The 18583-nt window shown below is 71.9% G+C and carries 13 protein-coding genes; 3 read left to right on the forward strand and 10 right to left on the reverse strand.

The window, feature by feature from the left end:
• Window positions 1-80: 80 nt before the first annotated feature.
• From serA to AB0M39_RS00120, 6 genes are all read right to left on the reverse strand, one after another.
• Window positions 81-1673: a phosphoglycerate dehydrogenase gene (gene serA / locus AB0M39_RS00095; protein WP_365358382.1), complete on the reverse strand. Its 1593-nt coding sequence runs from the start codon at window positions 1671-1673 to the stop codon at window positions 81-83.
• Between the two features lie 243 nt (window positions 1674-1916).
• A complete protein-coding gene (gene ilvC, locus AB0M39_RS00100) occupies window positions 1917-2918 on the reverse strand; it encodes a ketol-acid reductoisomerase (RefSeq protein WP_365358384.1) in 1002 nt (333 codons plus the stop codon).
• 146 nt (window positions 2919-3064) lie between these two features.
• Window positions 3065-3589, reverse strand: coding sequence for an acetolactate synthase small subunit (ilvN, locus tag AB0M39_RS00105; protein WP_365358386.1), 525 nt, complete (start codon window positions 3587-3589; stop codon window positions 3065-3067).
• A gap of 25 nt (window positions 3590-3614) precedes the next feature.
• A complete protein-coding gene (locus AB0M39_RS00110; protein ID WP_365358388.1) occupies window positions 3615-5474 on the reverse strand; it encodes an acetolactate synthase large subunit in 1860 nt (619 codons plus the stop codon).
• A 204-nt stretch (window positions 5475-5678) separates the two neighbouring features.
• Window positions 5679-8504 carry an EAL domain-containing protein gene (locus AB0M39_RS00115; RefSeq protein ID WP_365358390.1) on the reverse strand — a complete coding sequence of 942 codons (2826 nt, stop codon included), beginning with the start codon at window positions 8502-8504 and terminating at the stop codon, window positions 5679-5681.
• A gap of 893 nt (window positions 8505-9397) precedes the next feature.
• The gene (locus AB0M39_RS00120) at window positions 9398-10360 is read right to left on the reverse strand and encodes a 2-hydroxyacid dehydrogenase (protein ID WP_365358392.1); all 963 of its coding nucleotides are present in this window, start codon (window positions 10358-10360) and stop codon (window positions 9398-9400) included.
• Between the two features lie 74 nt (window positions 10361-10434).
• Here AB0M39_RS00120 and AB0M39_RS00125 point away from each other — a divergent pair, with 74 nt between their 5' ends.
• The 3 genes from AB0M39_RS00125 to AB0M39_RS00135 all read left to right on the forward strand — a co-directional run bounded on the left by AB0M39_RS00125 (window position 10435) and on the right by AB0M39_RS00135 (window position 13061).
• Window positions 10435-11433: an aldo/keto reductase gene (locus tag AB0M39_RS00125; protein WP_365358394.1), complete on the forward strand. Its 999-nt coding sequence runs from the start codon at window positions 10435-10437 to the stop codon at window positions 11431-11433.
• Window positions 11434-11706: 273 nt separating this feature from the next.
• On the forward strand, window positions 11707-12852 hold the full coding sequence (locus AB0M39_RS00130; RefSeq protein ID WP_365358396.1) for a PQQ-dependent sugar dehydrogenase: 1146 nt from the start codon (window positions 11707-11709) through the stop codon (window positions 12850-12852).
• A 14-nt stretch (window positions 12853-12866) separates the two neighbouring features.
• Complete coding sequence (locus AB0M39_RS00135) at window positions 12867-13061, forward strand: DUF6191 domain-containing protein (RefSeq protein WP_365358398.1); 195 nt, start codon at window positions 12867-12869, stop codon at window positions 13059-13061.
• Window positions 13062-13578: 517 nt separating this feature from the next.
• Here AB0M39_RS00135 and AB0M39_RS00140 read toward each other — a convergent pair.
• The 4 genes from AB0M39_RS00140 to AB0M39_RS00155 form a co-directional block, all read right to left on the reverse strand.
• Window positions 13579-16641, reverse strand: coding sequence for an AAA family ATPase (locus tag AB0M39_RS00140; RefSeq protein ID WP_365358795.1), 3063 nt, complete (start codon window positions 16639-16641; stop codon window positions 13579-13581).
• A gap of 68 nt (window positions 16642-16709) precedes the next feature.
• Window positions 16710-16886 carry a hypothetical protein gene (locus AB0M39_RS00145; protein ID WP_365358400.1) on the reverse strand — a complete coding sequence of 59 codons (177 nt, stop codon included), beginning with the start codon at window positions 16884-16886 and terminating at the stop codon, window positions 16710-16712.
• Between the two features lie 184 nt (window positions 16887-17070).
• Window positions 17071-17835, reverse strand: a complete 765-nt coding sequence (locus tag AB0M39_RS00150; RefSeq protein ID WP_365358402.1) for a GNAT family N-acetyltransferase — start codon at window positions 17833-17835, stop codon at window positions 17071-17073.
• Between the two features lie 43 nt (window positions 17836-17878).
• Window positions 17879-18538, reverse strand: a complete 660-nt coding sequence (locus AB0M39_RS00155) for a hypothetical protein (protein ID WP_365358404.1) — start codon at window positions 18536-18538, stop codon at window positions 17879-17881.
• Window positions 18539-18583: the final 45 nt, after the last annotated feature.

Here is an 18583-nt window from a genome sequence, read left to right on the forward strand (position 1 = left end):
ACAGCAGCGTACCCGGTTTACAGACGCTTGTGTAAGACGCGCGTCTATAAACCGGGTACGTCGAGACGACCCTCGGTGGATCAGTCGGTGAGGTTGACCGTCCGCGCGGACCTCGCGCCGATCTCCGCCGAGATCTCCGCGAGCACGGGCACCGGGACGGTGTCGTCCACGGTCAGCACGACGAGCGCCTCGCCGCCCTCCTCGGCGCGCGAGACCTGCATGCCCGCGATGTTGAGCCCGGCCTCGCCGAGGATCCGGCCCACCGTGCCGACGACGCCGGGACGGTCCTCGTACCGCAGGACGACCATGTGGTCGGCGAGCGCCAGGTCGATGTCGTAGTCGCCGACCGCGACGATCTTCTGGAGGTGCTTCGGGCCGGCCAGCGTGCCGGAGACCGCGACCTCCTCGCCGCCCGAGAGCGTGCCGCGCACGGTGACGACGTTGCGGTGGTCCGGGGACTCCGAGCTGGTGGTCAGCCGCACCTCGACGCCGCGCTCCTGCGCGAACAGCGGGGCGTTGACGTACGACACGGTCTCGTCGACCACGTCCTCGAACACGCCCTTGAGCGCGGACAGCTCGAGCACCTTCACATCGTGCTGGGTGATCTCGCCGTACACCTCGACGTCGAGACGGACCGCGACCTCGCCCGCGAGCGCGGTGAAGATCCGGCCGAGCTTCTCGGCGAGCGGCAGACCGGGGCGCACGTCCTCGGCGATCACGCCGCCCTGGACGTTGACCGCGTCGGGCACCAGCTCGCCGGCGAGCGCGAGACGCACGGAGCGCGCGACGGAGATGCCGGCCTTCTCCTGCGCCTCGTCCGTGGACGCGCCCAGGTGCGGGGTGCAGACGACCTGGTCGAGCTCGAACAGCGGGGAGTCCGTGCAGGGCTCCTTCGCGTACACGTCGAGGCCGGCGCCGGCGACCCGGCCCTCCTTGAGCGCGGAGTACAGCGCCTCCTCGTCGACGATCCCGCCGCGCGCGGCGTTGACGATCCGCACCGCGGGCTTCACCTTGTGCAGCGCCTCGTCGCCGATCAGGCCGAGCGTCTCGGGGGTCTTGGGGAGGTGGACCGTGATGAAGTCGGAGACCTCCAGCAGCTCGTCGAGCGAGAGCAGCTTGACGCCCATCTGCGCGGCGCGCGCGGGCTGTACGTAGGGGTCGTAGGCGACGATCTTCATGCCGAACGCGGACATGCGCTGCGCGACCAGCACGCCGATACGGCCGAGGCCGACGACGCCCAGAATCTTCTCGCTCAGCTCCACGCCGGTGTACTTCGAGCGCTTCCACTCGCCGTTCTTCAGGGCGGTGTTGGCCTGCGGGATGTTCCGCGCGGTGGCGACCAGCAGACCGCAGGCGAGCTCGGCGGCGGTGACGATGTTGGACGTCGGCGCGTTGACGACCATCACGCCGGCCTTGGTGGCGGCGGAGACGTCCACATTGTCCAGGCCGACGCCGGCGCGGGCGACGACGCGCAGCTTCTTGGCGGCGGCGATGGCCTCCGCGTCGACCTTGGTCGCGGAGCGCACGAGAATCGCGTCGACGTCCGCGATGGCGGGGATCAGCTCGGCGCGGTCGGCGCCGTTGCAGTGCCGGATGTCGAAGTCCGGGCCCAGCGCGTCGACGGTGGCAGGCGACAGCTCTTCAGCGATGAGTACGACAGGTTTCGAGCTCACGTGAGTCCTCACTAGTCCAGTGCGGACGGCCGTCCCGACGGCCGCAGGCGGTGGAGGGGGCTAGCCGCGTGGAAGACGCACGACACTGTGGGCCTGACGCGTATGTATCGACGAGTGTAGTGGTGCCCCGGGGTGCGTCTTGCGCCTCGTTGGCAGGATCACTCTTCCGTGGCTGGACAGAGTGGAGAAGCGGTGGAGCGGGCGAGGGGGGACCGCTCCCGGGCCCCCCTCGCCGGCGGCGGCTCACGCCTCTTCGTTGTCCACCCAGCTCATGAGCTTGCGCAGCTCCTTGCCGGTGGTCTCCAGCAGGTGGTTCTCGTCCTGCGTCTTGTACTCGTTGTACTTCTTCAGACCGCCGTGGTACTCGTCCATCCAGTTCTTGGCGAACGTGCCGTCCTGGATCTCGGCGAGGACCTTCTTCATCTCGGCCTTGGTCTGGTCCGTGATGATGCGGGGGCCGGTGACGTAGTCGCCCCACTCGGCGGTCTCGGAGACCGACCAGCGCATCTTCTCCAGGCCGCCCTCGTACATCAGGTCCACGATCAGCTTCAGCTCGTGGAGGCACTCGAAGTACGCGATCTCCGGCTGGTAGCCGGCCTCGGTCAGGGTCTCGAAGCCCGCCTTGACCAGCGCCGCCGTGCCACCGCACAGAACGGCCTGCTCGCCGAAGAGGTCGGTCTCGGTCTCCTCGGTGAAGGTCGTCTTGATGACGCCCGCGCGGGTGCCGCCGATGGCCTTGGCGTACGAGAGCGCCAGCTCGAAGCCCTTGCCGGTGGCGTCCTGCTCGACGGCGGCGATGCAGGGAACGCCGCGGCCCTCCTCGTACTGACGGCGGACGAGGTGGCCCGGGCCCTTCGGGGCGACCATGGCGACGTCGACGCCGGCCGGCGGCTTGATGAAGCCGAACCGGATGTTCAGGCCGTGGCCGAAGAACAGCGCGTCGCCGTCCTTCAGGTTGCCCTTGATCGACTCCTCGTAGACCTGCGCCTGGATCGGGTCCGGCACCAGGATCATGATGACGTCGGCCTCGGCGGCGGCCTCGGCGGGAGTCACCACGCGCAGACCCTGCTCCTCGGCCTTGGCCTTGGACTTGGAGCCCTCGTGCAGACCGACGCGGACGTCGACACCCGAGTCACGGAGCGACAGCGCGTGGGCGTGGCCCTGGCTGCCGTAGCCGATGACCGCGACCTTGCGGTTCTGGATGATGGACAGGTCGGCGTCGTCGTCGTAGAACAGCTCGGCCACTGGGATATCTCCTTGGTGTGCACGTCTTGGAATGACGCTGTATGCATCCCACCGTACGGCGGGCGGGGGTGGGTGGGTCTGTCGGTCTCGCTATGCGGGCTGGACCGGCGCGCCGCGCGCGGCGCGCCGTCTCTGGCGCGCCGTCCTTATGCGCTGCGGTCCAGGGCCCGCAGGGAGCGGTCCGTGATGGAGCGGGCGCCGCGCCCTATGGCGATCGTGCCGGACTGCACGAGCTCCTTGATGCCGAACTGCTCCAGCATCTTGAGCATCGCCTCGAGCTTGTCACTCGAACCGGTGGCCTCGATCGTGACGGCGTCGGGCGAGACGTCGACGGTCTTGGCGCGGAACAGCTGGACGATCTCGACGATCTGGGAGCGGGTCTCGTTGTCGGCGCGGACCTTCACCAGCACGAGCTCGCGCTGGATCGCGGCGCCGGGCTCGAGCTCGACGATCTTCAGAACGTTGACCAGCTTGTTGAGCTGCTTGGTCACCTGCTCCAGGGGCAGGTCCTCGACATTGACCACGATCGTGATGCGGGAGATGTCGGGGTGCTCCGTGACGCCGACCGCGAGGGAGTCGATGTTGAAGCCGCGGCGGGAGAAGAGCGCGGCGATCCTCGCGAGGATGCCGGGCGTGTTCTCGACCAGGACGGAGAGCGTGTGCTTGGACATGTTCGTCATACCTCTTCTACGGCTCTCAGTCGTCTTCGTTGTCGCCGAAGTCGGGGCGGACGCCGCGCGCCGCCATGACCTCGTCGTTGGAGGTGCCCGCGGCGACCATCGGCCAGACCTGCGCGTCCTCGTGGACGATGAAGTCGATCACGACGGGGCGGTCGTTGATCGCGTTGGCCTCGGCGATGACCTTGTCCAGGTCGTCCGGGGACTCGCAGCGCATCGCGACGCAGCCCATCGCCTCGGAGAGCTTGACGAAGTCCGGGACGCGGGTGCCCGCGCTGGGCTCCTTGCCGGAGGCGTCCGGGCCGGAGTGCAGCACGGTGTTGGAGTAGCGCTGGTTGTAGAAGAGGGTCTGCCACTGGCGGACCATCCCGAGCGCGCCGTTGTTGATGATCGCGACCTTGATCGGGATGTTGTTCAGCGCGCAGGTGACCAGCTCCTGGTTGGTCATCTGGAAGCAGCCGTCGCCGTCGATCGCCCAGACCGTGCGGTCCGGCATGCCGGCCTTGGCGCCCATGGCGGCCGGGACCGCGTACCCCATCGTCCCGGCGCCGCCGGAGTTCAGCCAGGTGGCGGGACGCTCGTAGTCGATGAAGTGGGCGGCCCACATCTGGTGCTGGCCGACGCCCGCCGCGTAGATCGTGCCCTCGGGCGCGAGCTGGCCGATGCGCTGGATGACCTGCTGCGGGGAGAGGCTGCCGTCCTCCGGCTGGCTGTAGCCGAGGGGGTAGGTGTCCCGCCACCGGTCGAGGTCCTTCCACCAGGCGCTGTAGTCGCCGGTGTGGCCCTCGCTGTGCTCGGCCTGGACGGCCTGGACCAGATCGGCGATGACCTCGCGGGCGTCGCCGACGATCGGGACGTCGGCGGCGCGGTTCTTGCCGATCTCGGCCGGGTCGATGTCGGCGTGGACGATCTTGGCGTACGGAGCGAAGCTGTCCAGCTTGCCGGTGACGCGGTCGTCGAAGCGGGCTCCGAGGGCGACGATCAGGTCGGCCTTCTGCAGCGCGGTGACGGCGGTGACCGCACCGTGCATGCCCGGCATTCCCACGTGCAGCGGGTGGCTGTCGGGGAACGCGCCCAGCGCCATCAGGGTGGTGGTGACGGGGGCGTTGGTGAGTTCGGCGAGGACCTTCAGCTCGGCGGTGGCGCCGGCCTTCAGGACGCCGCCGCCGACGTACAGGACGGGCCGCTTGGCGTTGGTGATCAGCTTCGCGGCCTCGCGGATCTGCTTGGCGTGCGGCTTGGTCACCGGGCGGTAGCCGGGCAGGTCCTGCTGCGGCGGCCAGCTGAAGGTGGTCTGCGCCTGGAGCGCGTCCTTGGCGATGTCGACCAGGACCGGTCCCGGGCGCCCGGTCGAGGCGATGTGGAACGCCTCGGCGATGGTGCGCGGGATGTCGGCGGCCTTGGTGACCAGGAAGTTGTGCTTGGTGATCGGCATCGTGATGCCGCAGATGTCCGCCTCCTGGAAGGCGTCCGTGCCGATCGCCTTGGACGCGACCTGACCGGTGATCGCGACCAGCGGCACGGAGTCCATGTGCGCGTCGGCGATCGGGGTGACCAGGTTGGTCGCGCCGGGCCCCGAGGTGGCCATGCAGACGCCGACCTTGCCGGTGGCCTGGGCGTAGCCGGTGGCGGCGTGGCCGGCCCCCTGCTCATGGCGGACCAGAACGTGACGGACCTTGGTGGAGTCCATCATCGGGTCGTACGCGGGGAGGATGGCGCCTCCCGGAATGCCGAATACCGTCTCGGCCCCGACTTCCTCGAGCGAGCGAATGAGGGACTGCGCACCCGTGACGTGCTCAACGGTGGCGGGGGTCGATCCGCCGTTACGGGCCCGCGGCTGCGGATGGTGGGCCCCGGTGGCCTGCTCGGTCATCGGCATTCTCTTCTCGAAGCTGAGGGTTTTTGCGAGGGTTTGGGACGATCCAGTGCAACAAAAAACCCCTCGTGCCGTGAGGCAAGCGAGGGGAGCGCGTCGGGAGGTGTCTGCAGGGCCTTCAAACGGCCCTGCTCAGCCGACGCGCTTTTCAAGTACGAGAATTCGGGTGCGCATGGCAATGACCCTCCCCCTCGTGCGCTATCACTGTCAAGTGGGTGGGACGCGCGTCTCATTATTTGAGCCATTGTGGGCAGGGAACGCGCCACCGGTCAGCACGGGCAGAGCGACCCCGCCGGGCACCGGGAACTCCTCGCGCACGAGGGCGCGCCGCAGCCGGTACTCGTCCAGCGGCCCCGAGAACGCCATGCCCTGGCCGTGCGTGCACCCCATGGCGCGCAGGGCCAGCACCTGCTCGGGCAGGTCCACTCCGTCGGCCACGGACTGCATGCCCAGGTCGCAGGCGATCCGCAGCAGTCCCGCGGTGATCTTGTGCAGTCTCGCCGACTCTACGACGCCCTCGACCAGACCTCTGTCCAGTTTCAGTACGTCCACCGGAAGGCGGCGCAGCGCGTTGATCGCGGCGTACCCGCTGCCGAAGCCGTCCAGGGCGATGTGCACGCCGAGTCTGCGCAGCGCGACCAGCCGCTGCTCCAGCTCGTCGAAGGAGATCCGCGGATCGCTGTCGGCGAGCTCGATCACCAGCGCCCCGGAGGCCAGCCCGTGCCGGGTCAGCAGGGCCTCGACGGAGCCCAGCGGCAGGGACTCGTCGAGCAGCCGACGGGCCGAGATGCGCACCGACACGGGCACCCGGTGGCCGGCCCTGCCGCGGTCGGCGGCCTGCTCCACGGCCTCTTCGAGCATCCAGCGCCCGAGCTCGGCGGTGCGGTCGCTGTCCTCGGCGACCCGCAGGAACTCGGCCGGGGTGAACAGGATGCCCTGCGCGGAGCGCCAGCGGGCCTGCGCGGCGACGGAGGCGATCCGGCCGGTGGCGAGGCTCACCACGGGCTGGTGGAGCAGCGCGAACTCGCCTTCGTGCAGGGCGCTGCGCAGCCGCGCGGCCAGTTCCGTGCGCCGGACGACCTCGGCCTGCATCTGCGGGGCGTACAGCTCGACGCGGTCCTTGCCCGCGGCCTTGGCGCGGTACATGGCGAGGTCGGCGTTGCGCATGAGGTCGGTGGGGCTGATCGCGGGCTCGGCGAAGGCGACGCCGATGGAGGCGGCCACACGGACGTCGTTCCCGTCGATCCGGTAGGGCTGGGAGAGGGTCAGGCGCAGCCGGTCGGCGATCTCCTGGACCTGGTACTCGCGGGCGGACCGGTCGCGGGAGCCGTCGCCGACGATGAGGGCGGAGAACTCGTCGCCGCCGAGGCGGGCGGCGGTGTCCCCGGCCCGTACGGAGTCCTGGAGGCGGCGGGCCGCCTGGATCAGCAGCTCGTCGCCGGCCTGGTGGCCGAGCCGGTCGTTGACCCCCTTGAAGCCGTCGAGGTCGATGAAGAGCACGGCGGTGCCGGAGTCGCCCGCGCGGCGGCCGGTGAGGGCCTGGCGGACGCGCTCGGTGAACAGGGCGCGGTTGGGCAGGTCGGTGAGCGGGTCGTGCTCGGCGTTGTGCTGGAGCTGCGCCTGGAGGCGCACCCGTTCGGTGACGTCCCTGCTGTTGAAGATCAGGCCGCCCTGGTGGCGGTTGACGGTGGACTCGACGTTGAGCCAGTCGCCCGTGCCCGACTTGAAGCGGCACTCGATCCTGGTCGTGGGCTCGTCGGCGGGAGGAGCGGCCAGAAACCGGCGCACCTCGTGCACCACGCGCCCCAGGTCCTCCGGGTGGATGAGCGAGGCCAGCTCGGAGCCGATCAGCTCGTCGGCGTCGCGTCCATAGACGCCGGTCGCGGCGGGGCTGACATAGCGCAGCACTCCGGTGGGCGCGGCGATCATGATGACGTCGCTGGAGCCCTGGACGAGCGAGCGGAAGTGGTTCTCCTTCTGCGCCAGCTCATGGGTGAGGGCGATGTTGTCGAGGAGCATGATGCCCTGCCGTACGACCAGGGCGAGCACGACCGTGCAGCCGGTGAGGACGACGACGCGGTCGACGCGGCGGCCCTCGATGACGTTGTAGAGGATCCCGAGGGTGCAGACGGCGGCGGCGAGGTACGGCGTGAGGGCGGCCAGCGAGCCCGCGACGGGGCGGCTGGGGTGACGCGGTCCGCGCGGCGGCCGCGCGGCCTCCTGTGTGCGGCGCGCGCCCCAGGGCGCGTACGCGAGCAGCAGCGACCCGGCGAACCAGCCGGCGTCCAGGAGCTGGCCCGAGCGGTAGTTCTCGCGCAGCAGCGGCGAGGTGAACAGGGCGTCGCAGAGCACGGTCAGGGCGAGCGCGGCGATGGCGGTGTTGATCGCGGAGCGATTGGCGGCCGAGCGCCGGAAGTGCAGCGCGAGAACCATGCTGACGAGAACGATGTCAAGCAGCGGATAGGCGAGGGAGAGGGCCGCGGGGGCCACGCTCTCGCCCTGGACCCGCGCGGTGTGCGCGAGCGCCAGGCTCCAGGACAGCGTCAGCAGCGACCCGCCGATCAGCCAGGCGTCCAGGGCGAGGCAGACCCAGCCCGCCCTGGTGACGGGCCGCTTGGCGAGGACCAGCAGGCCGACGATGGCCGGCGGCGCGAAGCAGAGGAAGAACAGGTCGGCGACGGACGGGCTGGGCACTTCGCGGTCCAGCACGACCTCGTACCACCCCCAGACCGCGTTCCCGCCGGCGGCCATGGCCGAGGAGAGCGCGAACAGCAGCCACGCCGGCCGGAAACGGCTCTCTCTGGCGCGGGCGTAGACGAAGCAGGAGCCGGCGGCGACCAGAGCGGCGGCGCTCAGGCCGAAGTCGCCCATGATCAGGGCGAGTCCGCGCGAGCCCCAGCCGAACGCGGCGCCCACGCCATAGCCGGCGCAGAGGAAGGCGAGGACGAGCTGCGGCATGATGCTCGATCCGCCGCCTGCCTTGTCGCCGCCGGAGACGGTACGCCGGGCCATGAGAACCCCCGGGGCGCTCACCGGGCCGCCCCGTCGCACACTGCGCCCGGCGGGACGGCGGAAGGCCGGGGGCCGGGGGGCGGGAGGATGCCCGTGGGCGGGAGGACGGCCATGGGCGGGATGGTGGACGCCGGGAGGGTGGACGCTAGGAGGGTGGCGTACGGGGTGGTCGGCGCCGGGACGGTCGAGGTCAGGGCGGTCGGCACCGGGAGGGTGAGCCCCGGGACGGTCGGTGCCGGGACGGTTGACGTCAGGGCGGTCGGTGCCAGGACGGTGGCGTACGGGATCGTCGGCACCGGGAGGGTGAGCCCCAGGACGGTCGGTGCCGGGACGGTCGGCGTCGGGAGGGTCGAGAGCGGGACGAGCGGCCCTCGGAGAGGCCGTGCGTCCGCGGTCGTCCGGCGAGCGGCCCTCGGCGCCGTTGCCGACCCCGTGGGCTTCGTCGACGTCGTCGACCCTCTCGACTTCCTCTTCCTCAGGTCGGTCCGCGCGGTCGCATCCGTCGGCGCGGTCGCATCCACCGGCAGCGCTGTCGACGCAGTCGACGCGGTCGGCCGAGAATGCTCCGCGGCCGCCGCCGCGAGAGCGGGCGTCCGCAGGACCGCCGTCGGATCGGGTCTGCGCTGCGGAGCGCGCGCGGGTCGCTGTCGGCGGCCCCGCAGCGTCGGATCGTTGGTCCATTGGCCGTGCATCGCCCGTCGCCCCCCTCGAAGTCTGATCGGCAGTCAGGTCGCGTGCCGGCACCGCCCCTTGTCTCGGTGCAGCCCCCAGGTCGGGACGATACACCAGTCTCGTCACTCAGGGACATAGTTCCTCTACTCTCTGTGACGATCAGTGGCATCGTCGGCACGCGGCGCATTCGGGTGACTTCATAGAGTGCCGGAAGCGCGCCGGAGCGTGCGGAAGCGGCCGCGCTACCCGGTCGTCAGCACCACGTTGCGCACCGGCTCCCCCGCCGCGAACCGGGTCAGCTGACCGGCCAGCAGCCGCTTGGCGCGCGGCATGAACGCCGAGGTCGAGCCGCCCACATGGGGGCTGATGAGGACGCCGGGCGCATGCCATAGCGGATGCCCCGGGGGCAGCGGCTCCGGGTCGGTGACGTCCAGGGCCGCCGTGATCCTTCCGCTCTCCACCTCCGCGAGCAGGGCCTTCGTGTCGACGACTGGGCCGCGCGCGACGTTCACGAGCAGCGCCCCGTCCCTCATCCGCGCCAGGAAACTGGCGTTGACCAGGCCTTTCGTCTGCTCGGTGAGCGGCGTGGAGACGATCACGACGTCCGCTTCGGGGAGCAGGGCGGGCAAATCGGTGAGTGCGCGCACTTCGCCGCGCGCCGTTGCGCGTCCGGAGCGCGCGACGCGCGCCACTCGCGCGCACTCGAAGGGCGCGAGCCGGTCCTCGATGGCCGCGCCGATCGATCCGTAGCCGACGATGAGCACCGACTTGTCGGCGAGCGCCGGGTAGAAGCCCCCTCGCCACTCCTCCTTGTCCTGGCCGCGCACGAAGCCGGGGATTCCGCGCAGGGAGGCGAGGATCAGGGCGAGCGTCAGCTCCGCTGTGGACGCCTCGTGCACCCCCCTGGCGTTGCAAAGCTGTACGCCGGGGCGGAGCGAGCCGAGCCCCGGCTGGACGTGGTCGATCCCGGCGGAGAGGGTCTGCACGACGCACACCGAGGTCATGGCGGCCAGCGGAGGCACGACGATCCCGCTGGGCTTCATGTAGGGGACCGCGTAGAAGACGCAGTCGGCGGGGTCGCCGGGGTAGTCCGGACCGCCGTTCCAGTACAGGTAGTTGAGACCCTTCCGGGAGCCCGTCGCCGAGGGGTCGGGGAGGCCGTCGATCTCGTCTGCCGCGATGGGGAGCCATACATCGTCTGTCATGGTCAGGAGGCTATGCGAAGGGTTCCGGTCCGCATTGGCTAGTTTGGGGAGCGGCCAAGGGAGGGGTACGGCAGTTGGAGCGCAGGACTATCGGTGCGGCGGCCCTCGAAGTGGGCGCCGTCGGGCTCGGCTGTATGCCGATGAGCTGGGCCTACACCGGCTCGCAGCAGCGCGGCGACCGATCGCTGCGCACGGTGCACGCCGCGCTCGACGCCGGTTCCAGCCTGCTGGACACGGCCGACATGTACGGCCCCTTCACCAATGAGCTGCTGGTCGGCCGGGTGCTCAAGGAGCGGCGACGGGACGCCTTCGTGTCGACGAAGGTCGGGTTGCTGGTGGGCGACCAGCACGTGGTGGCCAATGGGCGGCCCGGCTATGTGAGGCGGGCGTGCGACGCCTCGCTGCGCCGGCTGGGGACCGATGTGATCGACCTCTATCAGCTGCACCGGGCCGATCCGGAGATCCCGGTCGAGGAGACCTGGGGCGCGATGGCGGAGCTGGTGAGCGCGGGGAAGGTACGGGCGCTCGGGATGTGCGCGGTGGGGGCGCGGGCCTCGCGCCGGGGCGGGTCGCATCTGCATGACGGAACGATTCGCCAGCTGGAGCGGGTGCAGCAGGTCTTCCCGGTGAGCGCGGTACAGGCGGAGCTGTCGGTGTGGTCGCCGGACGCGCTGGAGCGGCTGCTGCCGTGGTGCGAGGCGCGGGGCGTGGGCTTTCTGGCGGCGATGCCGCTGGGGAACGGCTTTCTGACCGGCACGCTCAAGCCAGGCCAGGGCTTCGAGCCGGACGACGTACGGGCCAGGCACCCCCGTTTCACGGCGGAGATGATGGCGTCGAACCAGCCGGTGGTGGCGGGGCTGCGACGGGTCGCGGAGCGGCACGGTCCGGGTACGACTCCGGCGCAGGTGGCGCTGGCCTGGGTGCTGGGGCAGGGGCGCAAGGTGGTGCCGGTGCCGGGCGCGAAGCGGGCGGAGTGGGCGGTGCAGAACGCGGGCGCGGCGGAGCTGGAGCTGACGGACGACGACCGGGCTGAGCTGGCGGGACTGCCGCCGGCGCGGGGATCCTGGGACTGAAGGGGGCGGTGGGGCGGGGTCCCCGGCGGCTCGGCTCCGGGCTGGTCGGCTGCTCGACTCCCTGCCCGCTGGGCTCCGGGCTGGTCGGCTCCCGGCTCCCTGCCCGCTCGGCTCCCGGGCCGCCCGGCTCGCGTGGGAGGTTCGGCGCCATCGCCTCGGATTCGTCTTCGAAGATCGGGAACCTGTGGGGCGGCTGCGGTGTAAGAACAGTAGTCAGGCAGCTCGCATGGGCAAGCCGCCGTCGAAGGGATCAGAACTGTGCAACGTCCTGCTGTGACGGCCGTGTTGGCCGCTGCCGTGCTGCTGCTCGCGTCCGGGTGCTCGTCCGGCGACACGAAGGATCCGGTGGGCCAGAAGACCACCACCGCGCCGGCCGCCTCCCCCGACGCTCCGGAGAGCTCGCCAAGCCCGAAGGGGCCGCCGGCGAAGGGCTCCGTGAAGGTGGCGTCGACGCTGACCGAGGACCTCAAGTCGCCATGGGGGCTGGCGCCGCTGCCCGAGGGGGATCTGCTGGTCGGCTCGCGCGACGAGGGCACGATCAGCCGGATCGACGGGGAGAGCGGAAAGCAGACGGTGATCGGCTCGGTGCCGGGCGTCTCGCCGGCGGGCGAGGGCGGTCTGCTGGGCCTGGCCGTGTCGCCGTCGTTCGCCTCGGACCACCAGGTGTACGCGTACTTCACGACGGAGTCGGACAACCGCATCGCCCGCATGCTGTACGACGAGGCGAAGCCCGCAGGCCAGCAACTGGGCGCGCCGGACACGATCTTGAGAGGCATCCCCAAGGGCGTCGTCCACAACGGCGGGCGGATCGCGTTCGGCCCGGACAAGATGCTGTACGCGGGCACGGGCGAGACCGGCGAGACGGGGCTCGCGCAGGACAAGGAGTCGCTGGGCGGCAAGATCCTGCGGATGACGCCGGACGGCCAGCCGGTCCACGGCAATCCGGAGGCCGACTCGGTGGTCTATTCGTACGGCCACCGCAATGTGCAGGGGATCGCCTGGGACTCCGAGAAGCGCCTGTGGGCAGCGGAGTTCGGGCAGAACACCTGGGACGAGCTGAATCTCATCGAGCCCGGCAAGAACTACGGCTGGCCGGAGGTGGAGGGCAAGGGAGGCAAGGCGGGCTTCGTCGACCCGGTGGCGGTGTGGAAGACCAGCGAGGCATCCCCCAGCGGCATCGCGTACGCGCAGGGCTCGATCTGGATGGCGGCGCTCCAGGGCAAGCGGCTCTGGCGGATCCCGTTGGCGGGGACGGAACTCTCCGCGGAGCCACAGGCGTTCCTGGAGGAGGAGCACGGCCGCCTGCGCACGGTCCAGTCGGCGGGCGGCGACAAGCTCTGGCTCGTCACCAGCGAGACGGACACCCGGGGCACGCCCGAGCCGGGAGACGACAAGATCCTCCGCTTGGAGGTGAAGTAAGGGGTGGACAGCTTGTGTTGAACCTCATGGATGAGCTCTTCGCACCGGCCCGCAAGCACGAGGAGGACGAACGCAACCGTCTGGCGCTGACGAGGGTGGACATAGGCGACAGCGACCCGAGCCGAGGCCCGATAGACCTCGCCTCGGGGAAGGTGACCGTTCGCGCCGGCGGGTCGGAGCGAGACGACACGGGCTCGTCGGACGCCTGAGGCGCTGCTGGGGGCGGTGCCGGGGCGAGCGGGGCCCCGGGCCGAGGGCCGTGAGCTTGGGCCGCCTGGGAAGCGGCCGCCCTGCGAGCGCTCGCGCCCGCGTGCGGCCCGGTCCGGCGTCCAGCCGAGGCCGGGGTCCGGGCCGGAGGCCGGGGCTGGGCGGAGAGCCAGGGGCTGGGCTGCAGGTTCGGGGGCTGGGTCCGGACCCTGCGCTGGGGTCCGCGCCGAGGGCCGAGAGCTGGGCTGCGGGTTCGGGGACTGGGTCCTGGCCATGTGCTGCGGTCCAGGGCCGGGGCTAGGGTCCGGGCCGTGAGCTTGGGCCGCCTGGCAGGCGGCCACCCTGCGAGCGTTCGCGCCCTCGTGCGGCCCGGTACCGCGTCCGGGCCGGGGGCTGGGCTGCGGGTCCGGGGGCTGGGGTCCCTGCCCTGCGCCGGGGTCCGGGCGCAGGGCCGCGGGCTGGGCGCAGGGCCGCGGGCTGGGCAGCGCGCCCGGGGCGCCCCGACGCGCCTCCCCCGCTCTACGCCGAGCTCGCCTGCGGAGGGAACATCCGCAGGCGGTGGGCCAGTGCGGCCGCCTCGCCGCGGGTGGCTACGGAGAGCTTGGACAGGATGTTGGAGACGTGGACGCTCGCCGTCTTCGGGGAGATGTAGAGCTCCTCGGCGATCTGGCGGTTGCTGCGGCCCGCGGCGACCAGGCGCAGGACGTCCTGTTCACGGCGGGTCAGGCCGAGGACCGGTGCCGGGGCGGTCGCTGCGGGGGCGGGGGCGTCCGTCAGGGCGATGCGGGCGCGCTGGGCCAGCAGCGCGACGTCCTCGGCCAGGGGCCGCGCGCCCAGGCGCTCGGCCGTGGCCTGGGCCTGGCGCAGCAGGTCGGTGGCCTGCGCGCGGGTCCCGTCGACCGCCGACGACGACTGGAGCAGGGCCTGCGCCCACCGGAAGCGGACGTTCGCCAGGTCGTAGGGACGCCCCACCAGCTCGAACGCGGCCGCCGCCTCCGCCCAGTCGGACGCCGTGTCCTCGCCCTCGGCGCGGCGCAGCTCCGCACGGACCCACTGCTCGTGGGCCGTCCACACCGGCACCGCGGTGACCAGGCCCCTGGCCGCCTTGCGGATACGGTCCAGCGCCTGGGCGCGGCCCTCCTCCGCGGCGGGCAGGCCGCGGGTGTCCGCCTCGAGCGTGGCGGCCGCGCGCAGGAGCGGCCACGCGTACCGCTGGGTGCCCGGCGGGAAGCCCGCCTTCGCGGCGCGCTCGAACTCCTCCCGGGCGTCGGCGATCCGCCCCTGTGCCGCGGCCACCCGCAGCGCCAGGGTGTTCAGCGGCAGGGACGACTGCGGCATCGGGTCGTGCGGGCCGAAGTGGGCGACCGCGGCCTCCAGGCACTCCGCCGCCTTCGCCGCGTCGCCCCTGGCCAGCGCCAGCCAGGCCGTCCAGGTCGCCGCGTACCCGCGCGGCTTCGGGCTCAGGGCGATCCGCAGCCCCCGCTCCGCCTTCTGGGCTGCCTCGTCCCAGCGCCCGAGCGAGGCGAGCGACTCCGCGAGATTGGTGCAGACCCAGGCCTCGTTGTCCAACAGGCCGTACTCACGGGAGAGTCTGACACCCTCCTCGGAGACGTCGACCGCCTCCTGGGAGCGCCCCGCGCCCTCCAGCACAGAGGGCAGGTTCACATGGACGAGCGCCACCTGGCTGGTGAGCTCGAGGGCGCCGGCCCGGTCGTTGACGGCGCGCATCTCCGCGAGCCCGCCCTCGACGTCGCCCGCGTCGACCATGAGGCTGCCGAGCGTGAGCCGGGCGCGCAGTTCGGTGGCCTCCTCGCCGACCATGCGCGCGTACTCGATCGCGCGCTCGGCCGTCGCCAGGCTCTCCGGCCCGGGGTCGTGCAGAGTCCCCCATGAGGCCGCCTCCGCCAGCACCTCCGCGTGCACGGCGGACGGCGGCAGTCCGCGTACGAGCTCCTGCGCCTTGCCCAGCTCGGCCCAGCCGTCGCCGCGGCCCAGCTGCGAGACCAGCCGCGAGCGCTGCACCGAGAACCAGGCCGCGCGCAGATTGTCGTCGTCGCCCTCGGCCAGCCGCTGGGCCCGCCTGGCTATCTTCAGCGCGCGCTCCCGCTCCCCGCTGAGCCGTCCCGCGACGCACGCCTCCGCCATGAGGTCGAGGAAGCACAGCGGAGCGCTGGCCTCGTCGCAGCCGCACGGCGGGTAGATCTCCGCGTGGTCGGCGGGCCGCAGCTCGTCGCGGAGCCCGTCGGGGACGCTGTCCCAGAGCTCCATCGCCCGTTCCAGGAGGATCAGTTGCTCGGCGTAGGCATGCCGGCGCCGGGCCTCGACCGAGGCGCTGAGCACGGCGGGGAGCGCCTTGGCCGGGTCGTGGGCGTGGTACCAGTACGTGGCGAGCCGCATCGCGCGCTCGTCCTGCCGTACGAGTGAGGGGTCCGCTTCCAGGACCTCGGCGAAACGGCGGTTGAGCCGGGAGCGCTCGCCGGGCAGCAGGTCGTCGCTGACGGCCTCGCGGGCGAGCGAGTGGCGGAAGCGGTAGCCGTCGCCGTCCGGGGTGGCCAGCAGGATGTTCGCGCCGACGGCCGAGCGCAGCGCCTCGATGAGGTCGTCCTCGGACAGCTGGGCGACGGCGTGCAGCAGCCCGTACTCCACGGTCGAGCCGCCCTCCGCGACGATCCGCGCGACCCGCTGTGCGTCCTCGGGCAGCGCCTCGACGCGGACGAGCAGGATGTCGCGGAGCGAGTCGGGCAGGCCGTTGGGGCAGCACTCGTCGATGCTGGCGGCGAGCTCCTCGACGAAGAAGGCGTTGCCGTCGGAGCGCTCGAAGACCCGGTCCACCAGGGCCGGTTCGGGCTCGGCGGCGAGGATGCCGGCCATCTGGCGCTGGACCTCGCCGCGGTTGAAGCGGGTCAGCTCGACGCGCTGGACCGTGCGCATCCGGTCGAGCTCGGCGAGGAAGGGCCGCAGCGGGTGGCGCCGGTGGACGTCGTCGGAGCGGTAGGTGGCGATCAGCAGGAGCCGGCCGCGGCGCAGGGTGCGGAAGAGGTAGCCGAGCAGATGGCGGGTGGAGGCGTCCGCCCAGTGCAGGTCCTCCAGGACCACGACGATGGTGCGGTCGGCGGCGATCCGCTCCAGCAGCCGGGCGGTGAGCTCGAAGAGACGGGCCATGCTCTCCTCGTCGTGCCGGCCGTGCTCGCCGCGCGAGGTCTCCCCCAGCTCGGGCAACAGCCGTGCCAGCTCGTCCTCCTGGCCCGCCGCCGCGGCGGCGAGCTCCTTGGGGAGCCGCCGGTGCAGGGCGCGCAGAGCCGTGGAGAAAGGCGCGAACGGCAGTCCGTCCGCGCCTATCTCCACACAGCCGCCGACCGCGACGACGGCCTCATGGCGGCACGCCTCGGCGAGCAGCTCCTCGACGAGCCGGGTCTTGCCCACCCCGGCCTCGCCGCCGACGAGCAGCGCCTGCGGCTCGCCCGCGGGGCCGCTGTCGATCGTGCCGGCGGCGCGGGCGAGCGCTTCGGTGAGCTGGGCCAGTTCGCCGGCTCGGCCGACGAACACCGGGCTGACGGTCCTAGTCTCCACGCTGCCGAGCATCGCACAGGCATCCGGCGATACGGCACTCATGATCGGAATGACGGTCATCACGCCGGCTCCTGCGCCGGTTACGCGGCGCGGGTGAAGCGGTGGGCCGGGTCCGAACTCACCCGGCCCTCCCTTGTGTTCTTGGCAGTCCGTCTGGCCGCCCGGCGGGCCTGGCGGAGCTGGTGGGCCAGGCGCTGGTCCTCGGCCTCCTTGATGAGGTCGGCCCGGCGCATCTGCTGGATCTCGTACTCGAACATGTCGTGCTCCCTTGGTGCGAGGTTCTTCGCCGCATCGCTCTCTGCGATGCCTCAACTCTCGCTTCCCAGGGGGGTCCGCCACATCGGGAGAGTGACGCATGTTCGCCGGGACGGGGGGCCTTAGACGCACACGGGGCGCCTAGGGCTGCGGCCTAAGGCGCCCCTAGGGCGCGGCTTGGAGCGCCTAGGGCTCGTAGACGTACGGCGTCGTCGTGCTCAGCGGGGCGAAGCCGAGCCGCTGGAGGATCGGCCTGCTCTGGTCCGAGGCGTCGACCTGGAGGTAGCGGACGCCCTGTTCGGCGGCGATGCGGGCTCTATGGGCGACCAGCGCTCTATAGACGCCTCGGCCGCGCCACGCCTCGACGGTGCCGCCGCCCCACAGGCTCGCGAAGTCCGCTCCGGGGTACAGCTCGATGCGGGCCGAGGACACCGGCGTCGAGCCCGCCGTGGCGACGACGACCTCAAGGAGGTGCGGAGTCCTCTCCAGCTGGGCGACCAGCTGCTCCCTGAGCCGGGCGCTGCTCGCGCCGAACGCGTCCTGATGCACCTCGGCCATCAGGTCCAGGCCCGCCGCGTCGGTCGCCGTGCGCAGCTCGACGCCCTGAGGCAGCTCGACGTCGGTGGGCAGCGAGGCGACCTCGGCGACCATCAGGGTCTCCATGGGCTCCGGGACGAAGCCCGCGGCGCTCAGCCGGGCGCCGAGGTCGTCGGGGCGGTCGTAGGAGTACAGCTTCCACTCGAACGCGCGGCCGAGGCCGGCGAAGTACCGCACCTGCTCGGCGATCGCCTCGTCGGCCGTGGCCGGGTCCAGGTCGGACCAGAGGATGCCGCTCCAGTCGCCTCCGACGCCGACCTGCCGTACGACGTCGCCGACTCGTTCGACCCCCTCGGGCCGGGTGCTCCGGCGCATCTGCCGATCGAAGAGGGCGCGTGCTTCGTCATGATCCATGCGCCCATGGGACATCGGCCGCGGCGCCGGCCGCCACCGGGTTTCAGGGGCCGGTGGGAGCGCCGGCGCTGGGCACGTCGAGGAAGAGGTCGAAGTACATGCCGGTGGAGACGATCAGGCCCAGGACGCCGAGGACGACTCCGGCCACGGCGAAGGCCCTGACCCAGCCGGCCCGCTGGGGCCAGGCGAGCACGAGCACGCCGACGATCAGGGCGAGGAGCGCGAAGATCCCGTTGACCAGGGCGGTGGTGTGCCAGGCGTCGCTGTAGATGGCGGCGATCTGCTCGGCGGGGTTGCCGCCCTGCGAGGTCTCGATCTGGCCGACCAGGGTCTGCCGCTCGGCGGCGATCCTGCCGACCCAGCTGCCGCTGAGGGCGATGACGCCGAGCGCGGCGGACACGATGCCGCTCGCGGCGGCGCCGATGCCGGCGGCGCGCTTCGACGGACCGAGGTCATCCCCCGTGTCGTCCTGCGCGCCGCCCTCGGCGCGGTGCGGCTGCTCTATGGCGTCGTCGGCCGCTATAGCGTCCTCCGCCTCGGCGGCGGGCGCCCCGGCGGGCTTCGCCGTGTCCACCGGCGTCGTGGCCTTCGTGGTCGCTGTGGCCTGTGCCGGCTGCTCTGCGGTCTTGCCCTTTGCTGCTCCGGCCGCGGTGCCGGCCGCGTCGGTCGTGTCTGTGGTCTCGTCGGTCTCGCTGCGGTTCATGAACCGCACGCTAGGCCGCCTGTCTGAGAGTCCCCTTAACGCGCT

The sequence above is a fragment of the Streptomyces sp. NPDC051907 genome, from assembly GCF_040681075.1.
Taxonomy (GTDB): domain Bacteria; phylum Actinomycetota; class Actinomycetes; order Streptomycetales; family Streptomycetaceae; genus Streptomyces.

Coding starts and splice junctions, on each gene's coding strand:
- ilvN (WP_365358386.1), bottom strand. CDS start 3,589: ATGTCCAAGCACACGCTCTCCGTCCTGGTCGAGAACACGCCCGGCATC.
- AB0M39_RS00110 (WP_365358388.1), bottom strand. CDS start 5,474: ATGCCGATGACCGAGCAGGCCACCGGGGCCCACCATCCGCAGCCGCGG.
- AB0M39_RS00120 (WP_365358392.1), bottom strand. CDS start 10,360: ATGACAGACGATGTATGGCTCCCCATCGCGGCAGACGAGATCGACGGC.
- AB0M39_RS00140 (WP_365358795.1), bottom strand. CDS start 16,641: ATGCTCGGCAGCGTGGAGACTAGGACCGTCAGCCCGGTGTTCGTCGGC.
- AB0M39_RS00145 (WP_365358400.1), bottom strand. CDS start 16,886: ATGTTCGAGTACGAGATCCAGCAGATGCGCCGGGCCGACCTCATCAAG.
- AB0M39_RS00150 (WP_365358402.1), bottom strand. CDS start 17,835: ATGGATCATGACGAAGCACGCGCCCTCTTCGATCGGCAGATGCGCCGG.
- AB0M39_RS00155 (WP_365358404.1), bottom strand. CDS start 18,538: ATGAACCGCAGCGAGACCGACGAGACCACAGACACGACCGACGCGGCC.